Here is an 18,678-nt window from a genome sequence, read left to right as displayed (position 1 = left end):
ACTCTCCGAGTTGGACAGGGGGCGGTCTTCCGCCTCTTTTCCTTTTTGCCGCGCTCACAGCTCGGTTCGCGGCATGTGGCAGGGCGCCTCCTGCCCTTCCTGCACGGGCAGGGTGACACTTTCCAGCGGCTTTAGCAGCGGCAGGGCGTAGCGGGTGGTGGTCATGAGCTGCTCGACAGCGTATCCCCCGTTCGGGCCGAAGATCTCGCTGTTCATGGCAACACACAGGTCACGATCCCGCAGCCAGAAGCGCCTGATGTGCGAGACACTCTGCTGCCCCGTTTCGAGAAAGGGTTGGGGAACGGCGGCCCGGCTGCCCCCGGACAGGTTCCACAGCCGCACGGTGTTCTCTCCCGCACCGATCAGATATTTCCCGTCTTCCGTCCAGAGGAGCTTGGTGACATTGCTGTTCTTCAGTTCCAGCACAGCTCCACTCGGCCGGGCGAGGTAGACCTGGCAGCCGTCATACTTCCCGATTTCCCAGCAGAAGCGCACGGCGGCTGCGTCCCCACGTGGGGACATCAGCGTTTCTGCGACCGTCCAGGGATATTCCTCGCGTCCCTTATTGGAGGGGCCAAAGACCCGCACTGTGTCCCGCCCTCCGAAGGCTACGTCCGCTTCCGGTGGATCCCCGACAGGCGAGGTGGCCAGGGCCGCCAGCAAAAACACAAACATGCCCCAGCCTACGTATCCCGCATGACGGCGACGTGACGCCAACGCCGAGGGGAGGGAGGACCTTTCTGCGGCTCCCCTCCCTCCCCTCAGCGGTCATGACCTGCTCAGCGTTCAGTCGTGGCTGGCCGCCAGCTCCTTCTCCCCGTGGAACTGCTGCGCCTCGGTGCTGCCCGCCAGTGCGGTGGTGCTGCTCTGGCCACCGCCCGCCGCGTTGGCGACGAGGTCGAAGTACCCGGTGCCCACCTCGCGCTGGTGCTTGACGGCGGTGAAGCCCCGCTCCTGGGCGGCGAACTCCTTTTCCTGAAGCTCCACGAAGCTCTTCATCTGGTTGCGGGCGTAGCCGTAGGCCAGCTCGAACATCGCGTGGTTGAGCGAGTGGAAGCCCGCCAGCGTGATGAACTGGAACTTATAGCCCAGCTTGCCCAGTTCGACCTGGAACTTGGCGATGGTTTCGTCGTCCAGGTTCTTCTTCCAGTTGAAGCTGGGCGAGCAGTTGTAGGCCAGCAGCTTGCCGGGGAACTGCGCGTGGACGGCTTCCGCGAAGCGGCGGGCATCTTCCAGGTTAGGCACGCTCGTTTCGCACCAGATCACGTCGGCGTAGGGGGCGTAGGCCAGCGCGCGGCTGATGGCCTGCTCGATGCCGGGTTTGACGTAGTAGAAGCCCTCGGGGGTGCGCTCGCCGGTGGTGAAGGGCTTATCGTTGTCGTCGATGTCGCTGGTCAGCAGGTTGGCGGCGTCGGCGTCGGTGCGGGCGATCAGAACGGTGGGGACGCCCGACACATCGGCGGCGAGGCGCGCGGCATTCAGCGTGCGGATGAACTGCGAGGTGGGCACCAGCACCTTGCCGCCCAGGTGCCCGCACTTCTTCTCGGAGGCGAGCTGGTCCTCGAAGTGGACGCCCGCCGCGCCTGCCTCGATCATGGCCTTCATCAGCTCGAAGGCGTTGAGGGGGCCGCCGAAGCCCGCTTCCGCGTCGGCCACGATGGGCACGAAGTAGTCGATCTCGTCCTTGCCCTCACTGTGCTGAATCTGGTCGGCGCGCCTGAGGGTGTTGTTGATGCGCTTGACCACGTCGGGCACGCTGGAGGCGGGGTAGAGGCTCTGGTCGGGGTACATCTGCCCGGCGTTGTTGGCGTCGCCCGCGACCTGCCAGCCGCTGAGGTAGATGGCCTTGAGGCCCGCCTTCACCTGCTGCATCGCCTGGTTGCCGGTCAGCGCGCCCAGCGCGTTCACGAAGGGTTCTTCCTTCATCAGCCGCCACAGCTTCTGCGCGCCATGCCGCGCGAGGGTGTGTTCGATGGGGAGGCTGCCGCGCAACCGCACCACCTCGTCGGCGGTGTAATTGCGCCGGATGCCCTGCCAGCGGTCCTCGGTCTGCCAGGTCTTTTCCAGAATCTCGGCGTGGGTGCGGGGGCTGTGCTGTCTGGGGTTGGGGGTCATGGAGGTCTCCTTGAGGGTGTGAAGGGCGGTCCCCGCCCGGGCAGGGCGAAGTGACAGTTTCCGACTGACTGCGTTGAGGCGTTCTGCACATGCCTCCGTGTGGAATGAGGCCATTGTGCCCGGCCCCACTCGCGCGCGGGCTGGTGTACCTGGGTCACACGGAGGTACACCACTTCAGCGAGTACACCACCTGGGAAGTACGCCGACAGCCGAACGCGCCCCGCCGCAGAGGGACGGAGCGCGTGCAGGGGAACGCTCAGTCCTGAACGCCGACCGGCAGCCGCAGCCACGTCCCCAGTTCGCGCTCGAACTCGGCGTGTTGCGCGTGGTGGTAGAGCAGGCCGTGAAATCCGGCCCGCTGCGCCGCGTCGATGTTCTCCTGCACGTCGTCCACGAAGGCGACCTGAGAGGCGGGGACCCCCAGCGCCTCCTCCAGCGCGGCGAAGGCGTCGGGGTGGGGCTTTTTCTGCCGGATCTCGTTACTGAAGACCAGGGCGTCGAAGCGGGCGAAGCGGGGGTCGCGGCGCAGGTGATCGCTGACGACCGGATAATTGTTGCTCAGCAGGCCCACGCGCACCCCGGCGGGCAACCGCTCAAGCGTGGCGTACATCGGCGCGTTGTCATGAACGCTGCCCAGGTACAGCGCCTCGAACTCGGCGTAGGGCAGCTCGATGCCGGTTTCCTGGCCCATCACGGTCCAGAACTCCGGGAGGGTCCACGCGCCGACCTCCAGCTGCCGCACGTGCCGGAAGTAGCTCTCGCGCACGTGGGCCACGGCCACGCCGCTGCGGTCGGCCAGGTTCTGGGTGCTGCGGCCATCGAAGGTGCCGACGGTAAAGACGCCTCCCCAGTCGAACGCGACGTGGCGGGCGGCAGGCAGGGCGGGATCGGTCATGCGGCGCATTCTGCCGCAGGCCCGGCGCGGGCCGGGCAGGGGTAGGCTAGCTTTTCCCGGCCCCTAGCCTTCCGGCACGTCCAGCAGCAGCCCCCGGCGGGTCCAGGCGCTGACATTCAGTGCGCGGAACTCCTGCCAGGCCCGCACCCAGCCCTCCAGCCCCGCCACCTTGCCGCCCCGTCCGTGGCGCAGCACGGCGGCCCGGTGCGCGGCGAGCAGTTCGGCGGGAGAGGCGGCGGGCAGGACGCGCACGTCCACTTCCTCGCTCAGCGCCGGGGCGGGGGCCTCGGCGGCGGTCGTGCTGAAGACGCAGGCCACACCGCTCGCGCGGTCGCGCAGCCAGGTGACGGCCTGCACCAGGGGGCGGGCGGCGCGCGGCGAATCCGGCGTCTCGCTCCAGCGCAGCGCGGCAGCCACCTCCGGGCCGAACAGGTAGGCGCGCTGGTGGCGGATCTCCGGGAGCTGGGGCACGTAGTACACGCCGAGGAGTTCGGCTCCGGCGGCTTGCAGACCGGCATCCAGCGCCAGGAGGGAACGCGCCTGCTCGGGCGACGCTCCCCAGACACGTTCCGCCTGGGCTTCGAAGGTCAGGGCGGTATGCAGCACCGGACCGGGAAGCGGGCGGCCCTCCAGGCGGGCACGGCTCACGTCCGGTAGCCGCCCCTGCGCGGCCCCCTCACCCAGAAGCGCCTGAAGCTCATCGGCGGTCAGGGCAGCGAGGTCCAGACGGGCAGGCACGCCGGGCAGCATAGCGCGGGGCCGCGCATGCGGTCGCCTCCCGCGCATCAGGCTGCCCCCATCAGGCTGAAGTTGCCGCCTTCTTCCCTTCGGGCCACTCGCGGGGGCAGCCAGTTCGCCACCCACCCGGCCCTGGGCCAGCAGAACGAATGATCCAGATTCCGGCCAATTCCTGAACAGTCGGAAGAGTCCCGGCTGTTTCATCTCCCGGAATCCGTATGGCACACGTTCCTCAAAGGTGTCTACCTGGCTCAACCGGCCTTTTGTTCTCCGGCCGACTTGCCAGACAGGCCCAGGGCGGGGACCTTCTCATCTTCCCGAGTCCGCTTTCTGACGGGACCTTTATACTCGGCTCCATGATCGGCATGAACGAAGCGGCCCCCGCCTACGCACAGGATGTCGCGGCGGTCGCGGCGAAACTCAGGGGGCACACCGGCCCCATCGTGGTCCTGTCGCACGAGAACCCGGACGGCGACGCGCTGGGCAGCCTGCTGGGCCTGACGCGGGCGCTGCGGGCGCTGGGCAAAACGGTGATCGCGCCGATGAACGTGCCGCGCTACCTGCGCTTCCTGGCGGAAGAAGGCGAGGTCAGCGCACCGCTCAGCACGTGGCCGCAGAATGCCCTGGCCGCCGTGCTGGACGTGGACAACAACGACCCGGTGCGGGTGGGCGGTGCGGACCTGACCACCTTCACGGGCGAGGTGGTGAACGTGGACCACCACGGCACCAATGCCCGCCGGGCCGCTGCCCTGGTCGTGGACCCGGGGCGGCCCGCCACCGCGATGATGGTCGCGGACGTGGTGGACGAGCTGGGGGTGCCCTGGTCGGAGGCCATCGCCACGCCGCTGATGCTGGGCCTGAGCACCGATACCGGGTCTTTCAGGTTCGACAGCGTCACGCCGGAAACCTTCGAGGCCGCCGCCCGCCTGCGCGCGCACGGGGCGCGGCTGGGCTGGATCAACGACCAGCTCGGTCAGAATCCGCGCACCTACTACCTGCTGCTGCGCGAGGTCCTCAGCACGATGGAGTTCCTGCACGGGGGCCGCGTGGTCCTCGCCCGCGTGGACGGCGGGATGGTGGAGCGCGCCGGGGCTTCCTGGGAGGACGTGGAATCCTACGTGAGCTTGCTGCGCGGGGCCGAGGGGTCGGTGCTCGCCGTGATGGTCAAGGACTTCGGGGACCGGGTGAAACTGTCGCTGCGTTCGCGGGGCGGCGTGAGCGCCCAGAATATCGCGGTGGCCCTGGGCGGCGGTGGACACGTCCCGGCCGCCGGGGCCACCCTGCTTCTCCCCTACGCCGAGGTGCGCCCGCTGTTGGACCAGGCCATCACGGCGGAACTGGACCGCGTGGCCGCCGCAAAAGCCTGAACCGCCCGCCGCGCCGGAAGCACGCCGTTAGAGCATTTGTCCGAATGACACCGCCCTGGGGAAAGCGCCTCCAACGGTTCCATTCTCCCAAATGCTCTCCCTCTTTCACTCGCTGTCTTGGACAGAACGGACGCCCTTGAGGACGCCTGCCCGCCCGCTCGGTCAAAAAGAAGGTCTCTTTTTGACAAATGCTAAGGTGCCGTGGGCTTCGTTTCCGGCGGCGCCGGCTTCTGCTCGCCCAGCACCGCGTCCACCCCGGCATTGATCCAGGCAAACGCCCGGCGGGTGTTCGGCATGGTGTAGGTCTGGTCCGCCCCGTGCTGCATGAAGGCGTAGACGACGTGGTGCCCGTCTCTGGTCTGGAAATAGCCCGTATACGTGAGGATGCGCCAGCCATTTCCCCCCTTGCCGGCAAACGTCAGGACGTTGTGGGCGGCCTCGGCCCGCAGCGCCGAGCGGCCAAAACCCAGCGCGGCAACCTCCCGCTCCCACTTCAGCGCGCGCGGACTCAGGCCGGGCCGCAGGTACTCGTGCGCCAGCAGCGTGGCGAACTCGTAAGGCGTGCTGAGGTTGTGGGCGCGCAGGTCGAGCTGAGGGTCCGCTCCCCGGTCGAAGTAGTCGTTGAGCCGGCGCTGGAGGTAGTCCGAGCGGTACTTCTGCGCGTCGGCGTCGATGGCGGCGGCCAGGCGTTCTCGGTCCGCGCCCGTGGCCGTCGCCCAGCGTTCCGTCCCGTTGAAGGCGTCCGACAGCCCGGCCTGGGCCGCCCACCAGGCCTTGGTCGGCAGGATCAGGCGGGTCCGGCACAGGCCCAGATCGTCCGCCACGGCCTGCACGGCTTTGAGGCCCACACGGCGGTGCAGGATGTCGGTCGCCGTGTTGTCGCTGTTGCGGATCATGCGGACGGTCAGGTCCTTGACGTTCGTTCCGTCGTAGGGATAGTCCCCCAGACTCTGGTTCTCGCGGGTCACGTCGAAGCGTTCGGTGGGCAGCAGCGCGCCCGCGTCGAACTGCCGCAGCACGGCCCACAGCACCGCCTGTTTGTACGTGCTGGCGAGGGGAAATACACCGTCGGGGTCGGCCGCCACCGCGCGGAGAGGCTTCAGCGTGACCGGGTCCACCTCCGCGACCCACAGACCCAGCCGACCGCTGAGGGGAAAGGGCGGGGGCGGGGCGGGCAAGGCGGCAGGGGCGGGGCCGAGGCAGCCGGGCGCCTCCGGATCAGGCAGAGCGGAAGAGGCGGCCGGCGCGGAAGCCGGAGCAGAGGCGGCCACCATCGCCGGGGGCGCCGCTTCCGGGCGGCGGCACGCCCACAGCCCCCCGGCAAGGGCGAGCGCCGCGAGAACGTACCGGCCCTTGTTCCGCAGGGCAGGAGGAGGTGATCCCATTCCTTCAGGCCGTCAGGGGTTCCAGGGTCGCGCCGACGGTCCCCGGCCCGGCATGCGTCGCCACGACCGCACCGATCTGATGGTCGCCCATGTCCTCGAAAGCCACCCCGCTCAGGCCCGCGCGCACCTCCTGCACGTAGGCCTCGCCGCCCACGGTGGACAGGAAGGCGACCCGCGCCCCGCCGTGTGCCTCCACATACTTGCGGACATAATCCACGATGTCCTGCATGGCCTTCTTGTGGCCGCGCACCCGCCCGCCCGATTCGACGCGCCCGTTTTTCACGACCAGAATCGGCTTGATGTTCAGCAGGCCGCCCAGCAGCGCCGCCGCCCCACCGATGCGCCCGTTGATCTTGAGAAAGTCCAGGGTATCGACCGTGAAGCGGATGTCCGCCTGCGCGGCGACCCGTTCCAGCTCGGCCACGATCTCCGGCACGCTGCGGCCCTCCTGCGCGCGCTGGGCGGCCCGCAGCACCTGCATCCCCAGGCCCATGCTGACCGAGCGGCTGTCCACGACCGTCACCCGGTCCCCGAACTCCTGAGCCGCCAGCCGCGCGCTGCCCACCGTGCCCGACAGTTGTCCGCTGATATGGATACTCAGCACCTGACCCGCCGTTTCCAGCGCCTCGCGGTAGACGGCGGCGAACTCGGCGGGGCTGGGCTGGGAGGTGCTGGGCGTCTTCTTGCCTTCCTTGAGGCCCCGGAACAGGTCGGCGGTCTTGATGTCGATGCCGTCCTGGTGCATTTTGCCGTCGAACAGCACGTACAGCGGCACGCTCCGAATGCCGTGCTGGGCGCACAACTCGGGGCCGAGGTCGCTCGTGGAGTCCGTGACGATGGCGATGGTCATGAATGCCATCTTAACGCGGCTGGTCTGAAGGGCGCGGGTGCAGTGAAGCGGTCAGCTTTCAGCCGGCAGCGATCGGCAGCAAGACCAGGACAAACGCCGCCCCAGCGGACGGCGTTCCTTCCAGGCGTTTGCCTCAGTCCTTCTTCTTCGGCACCCACTTCTTGCGGCCACCCTCGCCCAGCTCAGGGGTGACAGGCTGGCTCTCTTCTCCAGCCAGGGGCGCGGAGGCCATGTCCCCGGCAGGTTCGGGCGTGGGGCTTGCGGCTGCTCTGGTCTTCGGCTGCCACTTGGGCCGCTCGCCGGACGTGGGTGCCGCCTCAGCGACGATGACTTGAGCAGTTCCCTGGGTGGCAGCCCCCTGGGTGGGTGTGACCGGCACTGCGGGAGCCGGGGCGGCCCCGGCGCTGGCCCCCTTCGGTGCCCACTTCTTCCGCTCTCCGGTGGGCTGCGGTTCGGTGGGGGCAGGGGCCTGCACCGTCGCCGATTCTTGTGGAGCCGTTGCCGGGGCCTCGCTGCTCGCTTTAGGCTTCCAGGCTTTGCGGGCCGGGGCAGCCGGGGCAGCGTCCGTCGCGCTGGCCGCTTCCGTCACGGGCGCAGCACCCACGTCATCGGTGCCGGCTTTCGGCTTCCACGCCTTGCGGGCGGGGGCCGCTTCGGCGGCGGGTGCTGGAGCTTCGGCCACAGGCGCGGCGCTCACGTCGTCTGCCTTCGGTTTCCAGGCTTTACGCGCCGGAGCGGTGTCAGAAGCGGGCGTCTCGCTGACGACGGGCGACTGGCCGCTGGCCGCCCCCACCGCCACATCGTCACCGCTGGCCTTCGGTTTCCAGGTCTTGCGCGGGGACGAATCGGCAGAGCTGGACGTGACCGGGCTGGGCGCGGCGGCCTGCGGTTCGGGCCAGGTGTCCGGGTTGTTCACCGGGCTGCCCGGCTGCGCGTTGATGACATCGGCGCTGGTTTCACCCGCGACGGGCGACCCGGCAGACGGCGCGGCCCCGGTGCGTTCCATCGGCGTCTCGGTGTTGGGGACGGTGGGCTGGGGGGACTCTTCCAGGGTGCTTTCGGGGGGAGCGGTCGGGGCGACCCACTCGCCGGTCGCGCGCTGCACGCTTTCGAGAATCAGCTCGGCCACGTCCTTCACCACGATGTCGTCGCGTTTGGCCTTTTCAGGCGTCGAGTTCATCATCGACTTGCAGAAGGGGCAACCCACCGCCAGCACCTTCTGGGGTTCGCCGTTTTCATAGGCGCGCACGTTGTCGGCTGCCGCGTCCAGGCGGGTCTGAATCTCGCGGAAGCGGTTGTCGCTGACGCGCTCGCGGCCTTCTTCCTCCTCCTTCCAGAACTGCGCGCCGCCCGCGCCGCAGCAGAAGGAGTTGTCACGGCTGCGCTCCAGCTCCAGCACCTCGCCCGCCATCTGGGTGATCAGGGCGCGCGGCGCGTCGTAGACGCCGTTGTGGCGGCCCAGGTAGCAGGGGTCGTGGTAGGTTACGTCGTCCTGAAGCTGCGCCAGCGGCAGCCGGCCCGCCGCCACCAGCGTTTCGAGGTACTCGGTGTGGTGGATGGTCTGGTAGTGCCCGCCAAGCTGCCGGTACTCGTTGCCGATCATGTTCATGCAGTGCGGGCAGGTGGCGACAATCAGTTTGGGCCGCACGGTGTTGAGCGTTTCCACGTTCTCGGCGGCGAGCGTCTGATACAGGAACTCGTTCCCGGCGCGGCGGGCACTGTCGCCGGTGCAGGCTTCCTTCTTGCCCAGGACGGCGTAATTGACCCCGGCCTTGTCGAGCAGTTGCACGAAGGACCGGGCCACCTTCTGCGCGCCGGGGTCGTAGCTGGCCGCGCAACCCACCCAGTAGATGACGTCGGGTTCGGGGTTCTCGTCGATGGTGGGCACCTTCAGCCCCTCGGCCCACTCCATGCGCTTGTCTCTGGAGATGCCCCAGGGGTTGCTGGCGCGCTCCATGCCGCGGAAGGCCGTCTGAAGCTGCGGCGGGAACTCGCCCGCGACCATCACCTGATGGCGGCGGATGTCGATGATGTCGAGCATCTGCTCGTCCTGCACCGGGCAGACCTGCATGCACGCGCCGCAGGTCGTGCAGGCCCAGACCGATTCCTCGTTGATGGCGTATTCCAGCAGCGGGTGGGCGGTACTCTCGCCGCTCTCGAAGGGCGCGGGCTTCAAGGTGAAGGGGCTGGGGTGCGCGCCGATCACGTTCAGCTCCATGCGCTTGTTGATCTCCAGCGCGGCGGGCGAGAGCGCCTTGCCGGTGGCGTTCGCGGGGCAGACATCCTGGCAGCGGTTGCACTGGATGCAGGCGTAGGCGTCCAGCAGGCGCGGCCATTCCAGGTCCTCCAGCTTTTCCACACCCAGCTTGGGGTCCTCGGCCTCCATCGCCTCCTCCAGCCCCTTCATCGGGGGGAGGACGCCCGTGCCGACGGGACGCTTCAGCGCGTAGTTCACCGGCGTCATGAAGATGTGGATGTGCTTGGTGAAGGGGAAGTACGCCAGGAACGCCAGCACACTGCCCAGCGCCCCCCAGAAGCCGAAGATGCGCCAGCCTTCCAGCGCCTGGTCGCTCAGCCCGCCGAACAGCGTGCCGCCGATGGCGCTGGACACGGGCTGGAAGGCGTCGTAATGCCCGAACTCGCGCGCCTCCTGCACCATCTTCGCGCCCTGGCCCAGAACGCGGCTGCCCACGTGGAAGGTGATGAAGGCGGAGACGATCAGGCTGTCGCGCTTGATGTAGCCCTGCTTGACGAGCGGGTGCAGCAGCGTCTTTTCCGTGAAGCGGAAGTCGCGCTTGCTGGTGGTAAAGAGGCGGCGGATGACCAGCCCGATCACGCCGACCAGCACCAGGAAGCTGAGGAGGTCGGCCAGGATGTTGTAGATGGCCCCCAGCGGATTGGTGGACAGGATGCCGAAGTGGAAGTACCCTTCCAGCCCATCCACCAAATTCACCGCGATGTAGTACACGAAGCCGTAGAAGATGAAGGCGTGCAGCACGCTGATGACCGGGCGGCGGCGGAAGGTGCGTTCCTGCGTCAGCGAGGTCCTGACCGCGTACCACAGGCGCGACCCCAATTCGTTCGAGCGGACCTCGCTGGCAGGCGCACCCCGGCGCAGGCGCAGGAACAGGCGGTAAAAGCCCCAGGCACCGAAGCCTCCGACAACCAGGGCGAACACGAAGAACAGGATTTTGTGAATCAGCGGCAGCAAGGGCGTCTCCTCTGGCGGGCGTGGGGCAGAACGTCGAACCCGGAAAATTGAACTCGGTCAAAGTATAACGGGCAGCGGCAGGCTCGGAAGTTGGCTCAGTGTACGCGGGGGCGGGGCAAAGGGAGCGGGCCGCGCCGCCACTTTGCGGTCACGCCGCATGGAACAGCCCGCTAAGCTCACGCCCATGCCCCCCTCGGCTGCCTCGCCAGTCTGTTCGGAATCAAGGAAAACGCTGCTGCCGCCCCAGAGCCTCAAAAGGGGACCGTGCCCGACACGCTCCCGCTGGAGGTCAAGCGCTACTTCTTCAGCTGCGACGAGAACGCCTTTTTCGGGACGCTGGAAAAGGTGCTCGCGCCTACGCCCTACCGCGTGTTCCCGAACGTGCGCCTGAACGACCTCTTCAAAATCACGGCGGACACGCAGCGGGCCGGCGTCTATGCCCGGCTGCGCGACAAGCACGTGGACTTTCTCATCGTGGACAGCGCGGCGGTCTACCGCCCGGTTCTTGCCCTGGAACTCGATGGCCGCTCGCACCAGAACGAGAAACAACAGCACCGTGACGCCGTGAAGGACGTGGCCTTCCGCTCGGCGGGGCTGAAGCTGGTGCGGCTGCCTTCGCGGACGTATACGGCGGCGGAACTCGGCCCTTTGTTGCAAGCGGACCTGCCCGCCCTCCGCCGCTGACCGCCCCACGCGCTACCCTGTCCCGGTGAGCCTCACCCCCGCCGAACTGCAAACCTACCTCGAAGCCCTGGTGAAGGGGGAACTCAAGCTCTCCACGATGATCTGGGGGCCGCCCGGCGTGGGCAAGAGCAGCGTGGTGGCGCAGGTGGCGCGCAAGCACGGGCTGGGCTTCGTGGACGTGCGCCTCTCGCAGCTCGCGCCGACCGACCTGCGCGGCCTGCCGGTGCCGGAGGCGGACGGCCAGGGCAGCGGCGTCAGCCGGTGGTATCCGCCGGAGTTCCTGCCCAGGAGCGGCCACGGCATCCTCTTTCTGGACGAGGTGAACATGGCCCCGCCCACCATGCAGGGGATGGCGCAGCAACTGATCCTCGACCGCAAGGTGGGCAGCTACGAACTGCCGGAGGGCTGGTTCGTGTGGGCCGCCGGGAACCGCAAGGAGGACCGCGCGAGCGTGTTCGACATGCCCGCGCCGCTGGCTAATCGCTTTCTGCACCTGACCGTGCGGCCCGACTTCGACAGTTGGCGGGCCTATGCGCTGGGGCGCAGCCTGCACGAACACGTCATCGCCTTTCTGACCTTCCGCCCGGAACTGCTGCACCACCTCGACCCCGCGCAACCCGCCTGGCCCAGCCCCCGCGCCTGGGAGATGGCCTCGCAACTGCACCGCGCCGGGTTGGACGTGGCCCCCGCCATCGGGGAGGCCGCCGGGGCCGAATTCAGCGCCTTTGTGCGGCTGTACGAACAGCTTCCCGACCTGGGGCTGGTGCTGCGCGGTCAGGGCCGGGGCCTGCGGCTGCCGGAGGAACCCAGCGTGCGCTACGCGGCGGTGGTGGGCCTCGCCGCCCGCGCGGGGGACGCCGACGAGGCCTTCCACGCCTTTACCTGGCTGGCGGACGCCGCCGGGCCGGAATGGCTGCAACTGTACGTCGCCACCCTGGTCAGCAAGTTCCAGGCCATCGGGCAACTGGGCGAACTCGCCGGACTGCTGGGGCGCGACGAGCGGCTGGCGGGGCTGGTGCAGGGGACTTTGGCGCTGGCGGAGGGGGCGTGAGGGACGCGGTGCGCGGTACGTGGTACGCCGTGTTTTTGTCTTTTTCCCGCGCACCGCGTCCTGCGTACCGCTCCCCGTGCCAGAGGCGGGCATGACCCCCGACTTCCCCCACCTCATTTCCGGCTCGCGGCTGCGGCTGCGGGGCAAGTCGGCCTTTTTCGCCACGCTGCTGCTGCACGCCGAGTTCGTGCCCTCGCGCGAGGTGCTGACGGCCAGCACGGACGGCGAGCGGGTGTACGTGAACCCGGAGGTGGCCGCCAGCCTGCCACCCGACGTGCTCGACGGCCTGCTGCTGCACGAGGTGCTGCACGCGGCGCTCTCGCACGTGGAGCGGCGCGGCCCGCGCGAGAAGAAACGCTGGAACCGGGCGGCGGACCTGATCGTAAACGGCATGGTGGACGCCGCCGGACTGCCGGTGCCGCCGCAGAGCGGGCGGGACGAGCATCTGGAAAAGCTCAGCGTGGAGGAGGTCTATACCGCGCTGGAGGGGCAGGCGGACGGCGAAGGCGACGAGGCCGGCGAGGACCTGCTGGACGGCCCCCCCTCCGACGCGCCGCCGAAGGGCAGCAAGTCCGGGCAGAATGCCGCGCGGCAGTGGCAACAGGCGCTCGCGCAGGCGCGCAGCGTGGACGCGATGAGCGGCGGCAAGGGCGACGATCCGCTCGGCGCGCACCGCGAACTCGCGCGCCTCTCCCCCGCCCGGCTGGACTGGCGGGCACAACTGTGGCGCTTCCTAGCACGGACGCCGGTGGATTTCGGGGGCTTCGACCGCCGCTTCGTGGGGCGCGGCCTCTATCTGGAGGCCCTCGACGACGAGTCGCTGACGGCGCTGGTCGCGGTGGACACTTCGGGCAGCGTGGACGACCAGGCCGTGCGGGCGCTGGTGGGCGAGGTGCAGGGCGTCCTGGGGGCCTACCCGCATGTGAAGGCCATCCTCTACTACGCCGACACCGAAGCCTACGGCCCCTTCGAGCTGCGCCCCGGCGACGCGGTTCCCGATCCGCAGGGCGGCGGCGGCACCGACTTCCGGCCCATCTTCAACCTGGCCGACTCACACGAACCCGACGTGCTGATCTACCTGACCGACGGCTACGGCGACTTTCCAGAAAAAGCGCCCGGAATGCCCACCCTGTGGGTGGTGCCCCCCGGCGGCCTGGAGGACGAGGGCTTTCCGTTCGGGGACGTGCTGCGGCTGGAAGAATAACGGCGCGGCCCTCAACCCTGACCTTGTTCCAGGTTCCTCGCCCGCGCCATCTGCCATCATTCGTTCCATGACCTTTTCCGAACTCGGCCCCCGCCTCCTCCCGGCCCCGGGTGTGGAGGAGGCGCTGGCCGCGGCGGGCGCGGCGCAGGCGACGGCGGACACCCTCGCGGGCCTGAGCGTCCATCCCGACAGCCGCGTGCGGGCGCGGGTGGCGCGGCATCCCAACACGCCCGTGGAGGTGCTGGGCAGCCTCGCCCCGATGTTCCCGCGCGAGGTGCTGGACAATCCCGGCCTCCCGCTGATGCGCCTGGCCCGCCCGAACCTGCTGAGCGTCTTCCCGGCGGAGGGCGTGACGGCCCTGCTGTCTCTGCCCGGCGCGCACGCCTGGGTCACTGACGGGGCGCTGCGCCACGAGGACTTCAGCGTGCGCGCCGCCCTGGCCGCCCGGCCCGATCTGGGCGAACAGCGGGTCACGGCGCTGGCCCAGGACGCCGGGTGGCAGGTGCGTGAGGCCGTGGCACGGCGTCCGGACCTGCCCGAACCCCTGGTGCGTCAGCTCGGGGCAGATGACGACTACGACGTGCGAAAGGCCGTCGCGGCCCGCCCGGACCTCCCCGGCGACGTGCTGCGGACGCTGGCGGGCGACACGCACGGCACCGTCAGAGCCAGCGTGGCCCGGCGGCTCGACCTGCCGCTGGACTGCATGCTGACCCTGGCCGCCGACGGGGACGCGGACGTGCTGGCGACCCTGGCGCGGCGGGTGGACCTGCCCAGAGACGTGCGCGAGTGGCTCTCTGCCCACGAGCAGCCGCCCGTGCGGAGTGCGGCCCTGCAAGCCTGGAGCGTGCCTGCCCCCTGGCTGGACCGGGCCGAACACGACGCGGACGCCGAGGTCCGCGCCGCGCTGGCCCGCCGCCCGGATGCCGGCCCCGAACGCCTCGCCCGCCTGGCCCGCGACGAGTCCGAAAGTGTGCGCCGCGCCCTGCTGGACCGCAACGACCTGCCGGAAGAGGCCGTGCTGCTGCTCGCCCGCGCCCCCGAACAGGACATCCGCCTGCATGTCGCCAGCGCGGAGGGCCTCACGCCCGCCGTGCTGGACGCGCTGCTGAAGGATGCCGACACCGCCGTCCGCACCATCCTCGCCGTGCGGCCCGACCTCGGCCCGGAGCGTCTGGGCCGCCTCGCCGCCGACCCCGACGCGGAAGTGCGCCGCGCGGTCGCCTATGCCGAGGCGCCGGGTGAAGCCGTGCTGTCCGGCCTGGCGGCCGACCCAAACGCCGGGGTGCGCCGCGCCGCCGCCCGTCACCCGCACCTCTCCCCCGCCCTCCTGCCCCGTCTGGCCGCCGATTCCGACGAGGGCGTGCGGCTGGCGCTGGCCGGACGCGCGGACCTGCCCGCCGACCTCCGCGACCAGCTCAGCCGGGACCCCGACGAGAGTGTGCGGGCCGAGGCAGAAGCCCCGGCCACTTGACGGATGCGCCCCGGCAGCCAGAGCGCCAGAGTCAGGGCATGACGGACATTCGGCTTCCCATGGGTGACTCCATCTTCTGCGTCAGGGCCGTGATTCTGTGTCTGCGTGACGGGCACCTGCTGGTCAACGCCGAACAGGGCGTGAACTTCCTGTACCTGCCCGGCGGGGCCATCAAGAGCGGCGAGGCCACGCCTGAGAGTGCGGCCCGCGAATGGACGGAAGAAACGGGCCTCCCCGCCGGGCCACTGCGCCTGGCCGGGGTGGTCGAGAACTTCTTTCCCCACTCTGGCAGGCAGTGGCATGAGATCGGGTTTTACTACCGCATGGCCGCCCCACCGGAGTTACCCCCAACCCCCTTCACCGTCAACGACAATCCCAACGTCACCTGTCTCTGGCTGCCTCTGGCCGAAGTGCGGAAGCGGCGGGTCGTCCCCCTCCCGGTCCGTGATCTGCTGGAGGGACCTGGGGGCAGCGTGCGGCACATCGTCAACCGGGCGTAACTGTGCCAACTTGCCCCCAGTGGGAAACATGACGGCGCAGGTGCAGGTCTTGCCACTCGCCTTCCACTGCCTTGTGGGGCGGTGGGTGCTGCTCCTCGAAACGCCCGAGGACCTGCTCGGCGCGGTCAGCGGCCCAGAGTGCCAGGGCGCGGTGGTCCTGAGGTGGCCCTGAGAGTCCAGCTTCATCGTTCCTCCTGGCGGGCGTTTCCGGCAGGCGGGCGACAAGCTCTGTGCTGTCGCTTCATGCTGCCGTGCTTCCGGGGCCTCTGCGCCAAAAGTCCGATGCCTCGGAGGCCCACACACGCCAGACTGCCCCCATGACCGACATTCGCCTGCCCCTCGGGGGCCTCAAGTTCAGCGTGCGCGTTGCCATTCTCTGTGTCCGGGGAGACCGCCTGCTGGCGAACACGGCGGAGGGGCTGGGCTTCTGGTTCCTGCCCGGCGGCGCGCTCTCGACGGACGAGGACATCACCGCCTGCGCGGCACGTGAATGGCTGGAAGAAACGGGCACGCCGCCAGGGCCGCTGCGGCTGGTGGGCGTGCTGGAAAACTTCTTCGGCCCCCCCGGGAAACGGCAACATGAACTCGGCTTCTACTTCCGCATGGACGCGCCGCCCGAACTTCCCGATGGCCGTTTTGCCGTGCTGGACAACCCCGACTACTTCTATGACTGGCTTCCGCTGGCCGAGCTGGCGACCCGGCCCGTCTACCCGCTCGCCCTGACGGAGTTTCTGGCCGCCGGACCGGGCGAGGTGCGGCACCGGGTGGAGCGGAAGTAGAGCAGTTGTCAAAAAGGGAACTTCTTTTTGATGGAGCGGACAGGCGTCCTCATAGGCGGCCATGTGCCCAGGCCAGCGAGCGCGAGCGAAATAAGGAGAGCATTCGGGACTTGCAAAGCCGCAGAGCAGCGAATGACGCCGCTGAAGGGAGAACGCCCCCAGCGGCGTCATTTGGACAACTCCTCCGAGGTTCAGACTTTCGTGAGGTTGGCGAACTTCACCAGCAGTTTCTTGGTGCCCGCCGAGGCGAAATGCACCGTGACCTCCTGCCGGTCGCCCACGCCCGCCACCGCCAGCACCTGCCCTTCCCCGAACTTGGGGTGCGTGACCTTCTCGCCGCCTCGGTAAGCCATGCCCTCGGTCATGGGGCTGGTGTTCTTGACGGCGCTGGGGCGGGTGGGGACGGTCGGGCGGTAGTCCTTCCAGGTCTTCTGGCGGTAGTCGATAACCTGCCCGTAGGGGTCCACCGCGTCGAAACCGCCCTCGATCTCCTCCAGAAAGCGGCTGTCCTCGGTGGCGTTGGTCTTGCCGTACTGCATCCGGTTCTGCGCAGCGGTCAGGAACAGGCGTTCCATGGCGCGCGTGATGCCCACGTAGAAGAGGCGGCGCTCCTCCTCGATGCCGCCCGGCTCGATCAGGGCATTACGGCTGGGCAGCAGCCCCTCTTCCGTACCCACGATGAACACCACCGGGAACTCCAGGCCCTTGGCGTTGTGCAGCGTCATCAACGTCACGGCGTCTTCGGGCACGTCCTTGTTCTCCTGCTTGGCACGCATGTCGTCCACGCTGGAGAGCAGCGCGGCGTCGTCGAGGAAGTCCTGAATCGTGCCCTCGTTCGTCTGCGACCACTCCTCGGCGGCGCTGACGAGTTCTTCGAGGTTCTCCATCCGCACCTGCCCCTCCTGCCCTTCCTGGCGCAGCAGGTCCAGATACCCGCTCGTTTCGATCACAAACCGCAGGAACTGTGCCGGTTCGTAGTTGTCGGCGGCCTCGCTCATGGCGTGCATCAGCCCCGCGAACTCGACGGGTTTCTGCGCCCCCCGGTCCAGGATGTTGAGTTCCTGGGCATTCGCGCAGGCGGTCAGGATCGAGGTGCCGTTCACCCGCGCCCACTCCATCAGCCGCTCCAGCGCCGTGTCCCCGATGCCGCGCCGGGGCCGCCCGATGATGCGGCGCAGGGCCACGTCGTCGTCGGGGTTGATGGCCAGGCGGGCGTAGGCCAGCACGTCCTTGATCTCGCGCCGGTCATAGAAACCCACGCCGCCGACAATTTTGGCCGGAATCTGCACGCGGCGCAGCGATTCTTCAATCACGCGGGACTGCGCGTTGGTGCGGTACAGCACGGCCATGTCCGCGAACTTCAGGCCCTCGCCATGCAGGCGCGTCAGCCACTCCGCGACGAAATCGCCCTCCGAGCGGTGGTCGGTCGCGCGGTGGAACATCACGGGGTGTCCGTCTTCCTTCACGGCCTTGAGGGTCTTGTCCAGACGCTCAGAGTTGTTTTCAATCAGCTTGTTGGCAATGGTCAGCACGCGGGCGCTGGAGCGGTAATTGTGTTCCAGCATGTAGACCCTGGCATCGGGGTAATCTTTTTGAAAGTCGAGGATGTTCTGAATGTCGGCGCCACGAAACTTGTAGATGGACTGATCGGGGTCCCCGACCACAAGCAGGTTTCTATCCCGACTCCCCAGCAGACGCGTCAATTCATACTGTGCCTTGTTGGTATCCTGATACTCGTCCACGTGGATAAACTTCGCGCGGTCCTGCACCCGGTCGAGGACGGCGGGCACTTCTTTAAACAAACGCACCGTTTCGGTAATCAGGTCACCGAAATCGATCGCGTTCTGCCCCTTCTTGCGGGCCTCGTAGCGGCGGTACATCTCGGCGGCGGCCTCGCGCGGGATGCCGCTGATGAACGGCTCGGGATTGCGGGCGAGGTCAGGAGGAGTCAGAAGGTTGCTCTTGGCGCGGTCCAGAATGCCGCGCAGCACGCGGGGATTGGTGTCCGGGCCGATGCCGGGAATGGACCCCATGATCTCCTTGAGGATGTCCATCTGGTCGTCGTCGTCGTAGATGACGAAGCCCCGCCTCAATCCGATGTGCTCGCCATACGCCCGCAGGATGCGGACGCCCGCGCTGTGGAAGGTGCTCATCCACAGCCGGTCCGCCCCGCTGACGAGATGTTTGGCCCGCTCGCGCATCTCGGCGGCGGCCTTGTTGGTGAAGGTGACGGCCAGAATCTCGCCGGGGTCCACGCCGTAATGCCCGATCAGGTGCGCGATGCGGTAGACCAGCGTGCGCGTCTTGCCACTGCCCGCCCCCGCGATCACCAGGGCGGGGCCGGTGAAGTGGTCGGCGGCCTGCGCCTGATTGGGATTGAGCTGGGAAAGCAGGGGGGATTCGGGCAGGTCCGGCGCGAGAGTCACCG

General features: G+C 68.6%; 16 protein-coding genes. 8 read left to right on the top strand and 8 right to left on the bottom strand.

The genetic code is table 11. The features are described 5' to 3' along the window. Positions 1 to 54: 54 nt before the first annotated feature. The 4 genes from DEIPH_RS16605 to DEIPH_RS16590 form a co-directional block, all read right to left on the bottom strand. Complete coding sequence (locus DEIPH_RS16605; protein ID WP_152545002.1) at positions 55 to 522, bottom strand: hypothetical protein; 468 nt, start codon at positions 520 to 522, stop codon at positions 55 to 57. 264 nt (positions 523 to 786) lie between these two features. Further along, the gene (gene aceA / locus DEIPH_RS16600) at positions 787 to 2,115 is read right to left on the bottom strand and encodes an isocitrate lyase (protein ID WP_034360241.1); all 1,329 of its coding nucleotides are present in this window, start codon (positions 2,113 to 2,115) and stop codon (positions 787 to 789) included. Positions 2,116 to 2,371: 256 nt separating this feature from the next. Next, complete coding sequence (locus tag DEIPH_RS16595; RefSeq protein WP_034360238.1) at positions 2,372 to 3,010, bottom strand: HAD family hydrolase; 639 nt, start codon at positions 3,008 to 3,010, stop codon at positions 2,372 to 2,374. A gap of 63 nt (positions 3,011 to 3,073) precedes the next feature. After that, positions 3,074 to 3,748, bottom strand: a complete 675-nt coding sequence (locus DEIPH_RS16590) for a hypothetical protein (RefSeq protein ID WP_235183276.1) — start codon at positions 3,746 to 3,748, stop codon at positions 3,074 to 3,076. Positions 3,749 to 4,104: 356 nt separating this feature from the next. Here DEIPH_RS16590 and DEIPH_RS16585 point away from each other — a divergent pair, with 356 nt between their 5' ends. Then, a complete protein-coding gene (locus DEIPH_RS16585) occupies positions 4,105 to 5,115 on the top strand; it encodes a DHH family phosphoesterase (protein ID WP_034360232.1) in 1,011 nt (336 codons plus the stop codon). 191 nt (positions 5,116 to 5,306) lie between these two features. Here the strand turns inward: DEIPH_RS16585 and DEIPH_RS16580 are convergent, their stop codons facing one another. From DEIPH_RS16580 to DEIPH_RS16570, 3 genes are all read right to left on the bottom strand, one after another. Further along, the gene (locus DEIPH_RS16580) at positions 5,307 to 6,500 is read right to left on the bottom strand and encodes a serine hydrolase (protein ID WP_034360229.1); all 1,194 of its coding nucleotides are present in this window, start codon (positions 6,498 to 6,500) and stop codon (positions 5,307 to 5,309) included. Between the two features lie 4 nt (positions 6,501 to 6,504). After that, positions 6,505 to 7,350, bottom strand: coding sequence for a DegV family protein (locus DEIPH_RS16575; protein WP_034360226.1), 846 nt, complete (start codon positions 7,348 to 7,350; stop codon positions 6,505 to 6,507). Positions 7,351 to 7,483: 133 nt separating this feature from the next. Beyond that, positions 7,484 to 10,561, bottom strand: coding sequence for a heterodisulfide reductase-related iron-sulfur binding cluster (locus DEIPH_RS16570; RefSeq protein ID WP_034360223.1), 3,078 nt, complete (start codon positions 10,559 to 10,561; stop codon positions 7,484 to 7,486). Between the two features lie 264 nt (positions 10,562 to 10,825). Between DEIPH_RS16570 and DEIPH_RS16565 the strand changes: the two genes are divergently transcribed. The 7 genes from DEIPH_RS16565 (at position 10,826) to DEIPH_RS16540 (ending at position 16,250) form a co-directional block, all read left to right on the top strand. Continuing rightward, entirely contained in the window at positions 10,826 to 11,245 is a 420-nt protein-coding gene (locus DEIPH_RS16565) for a DUF2726 domain-containing protein (RefSeq protein WP_081790967.1), read from the top strand. Positions 11,246 to 11,270: 25 nt separating this feature from the next. Beyond that, positions 11,271 to 12,296, top strand: a complete 1,026-nt coding sequence (locus tag DEIPH_RS16560; protein WP_034360220.1) for an ATP-binding protein — start codon at positions 11,271 to 11,273, stop codon at positions 12,294 to 12,296. Positions 12,297 to 12,387: 91 nt separating this feature from the next. Then, a complete protein-coding gene (locus DEIPH_RS16555; RefSeq protein WP_034360217.1) occupies positions 12,388 to 13,500 on the top strand; it encodes a vWA domain-containing protein in 1,113 nt (370 codons plus the stop codon). A gap of 67 nt (positions 13,501 to 13,567) precedes the next feature. After that, positions 13,568 to 14,971, top strand: coding sequence for a hypothetical protein (locus DEIPH_RS16550; protein WP_034360214.1), 1,404 nt, complete (start codon positions 13,568 to 13,570; stop codon positions 14,969 to 14,971). 38 nt (positions 14,972 to 15,009) lie between these two features. Continuing rightward, a complete protein-coding gene (locus DEIPH_RS16545) occupies positions 15,010 to 15,471 on the top strand; it encodes an NUDIX hydrolase (protein ID WP_034360211.1) in 462 nt (153 codons plus the stop codon). Between the two features lie 28 nt (positions 15,472 to 15,499). Next, positions 15,500 to 15,643, top strand: a complete 144-nt coding sequence (locus DEIPH_RS20250; protein WP_161636084.1) for a hypothetical protein — start codon at positions 15,500 to 15,502, stop codon at positions 15,641 to 15,643. 145 nt (positions 15,644 to 15,788) lie between these two features. After that, positions 15,789 to 16,250: an NUDIX hydrolase gene (locus DEIPH_RS16540; RefSeq protein WP_034360208.1), complete on the top strand. Its 462-nt coding sequence runs from the start codon at positions 15,789 to 15,791 to the stop codon at positions 16,248 to 16,250. Positions 16,251 to 16,441: 191 nt separating this feature from the next. On the opposite strand, the gene DEIPH_RS16535 is transcribed toward DEIPH_RS16540, so the two are convergent. Next, complete coding sequence (locus DEIPH_RS16535) at positions 16,442 to 18,676, bottom strand: ATP-dependent helicase (RefSeq protein ID WP_034360205.1); 2,235 nt, start codon at positions 18,674 to 18,676, stop codon at positions 16,442 to 16,444. Between the last annotated feature and the right edge of the window lie 2 nt (positions 18,677 to 18,678).

This window comes from Deinococcus phoenicis (genome assembly GCF_000599865.1).
GTDB classification, from domain to species: Bacteria; Deinococcota; Deinococci; order Deinococcales; family Deinococcaceae; genus Deinococcus; species Deinococcus phoenicis.
Note: the sequence above shows the minus strand (reverse complement) of the source record. Positions and strands in the feature narration are given on the sequence as shown.

Coding starts and splice junctions, on each gene's coding strand:
- DEIPH_RS16575 (WP_034360226.1), bottom strand. CDS start 7,350: ATGACCATCGCCATCGTCACGGACTCCACGAGCGACCTCGGCCCCGAG.
- DEIPH_RS16545 (WP_034360211.1), top strand. CDS start 15,010: ATGACGGACATTCGGCTTCCCATGGGTGACTCCATCTTCTGCGTCAGG.
- DEIPH_RS16605 (WP_152545002.1), bottom strand. CDS start 522: ATGTCCCCACGTGGGGACGCAGCCGCCGTGCGCTTCTGCTGGGAAATC.
- DEIPH_RS16580 (WP_034360229.1), bottom strand. CDS start 6,500: ATGGGATCACCTCCTCCTGCCCTGCGGAACAAGGGCCGGTACGTTCTC.
- DEIPH_RS16540 (WP_034360208.1), top strand. CDS start 15,789: ATGACCGACATTCGCCTGCCCCTCGGGGGCCTCAAGTTCAGCGTGCGC.
- aceA (WP_034360241.1), bottom strand. CDS start 2,115: ATGACCCCCAACCCCAGACAGCACAGCCCCCGCACCCACGCCGAGATT.
- DEIPH_RS16585 (WP_034360232.1), top strand. CDS start 4,105: ATGATCGGCATGAACGAAGCGGCCCCCGCCTACGCACAGGATGTCGCG.
- DEIPH_RS16595 (WP_034360238.1), bottom strand. CDS start 3,010: ATGACCGATCCCGCCCTGCCTGCCGCCCGCCACGTCGCGTTCGACTGG.
- DEIPH_RS16550 (WP_034360214.1), top strand. CDS start 13,568: ATGACCTTTTCCGAACTCGGCCCCCGCCTCCTCCCGGCCCCGGGTGTG.
- DEIPH_RS20250 (WP_161636084.1), top strand. CDS start 15,500: ATGACGGCGCAGGTGCAGGTCTTGCCACTCGCCTTCCACTGCCTTGTG.
- DEIPH_RS16555 (WP_034360217.1), top strand. CDS start 12,388: ATGACCCCCGACTTCCCCCACCTCATTTCCGGCTCGCGGCTGCGGCTG.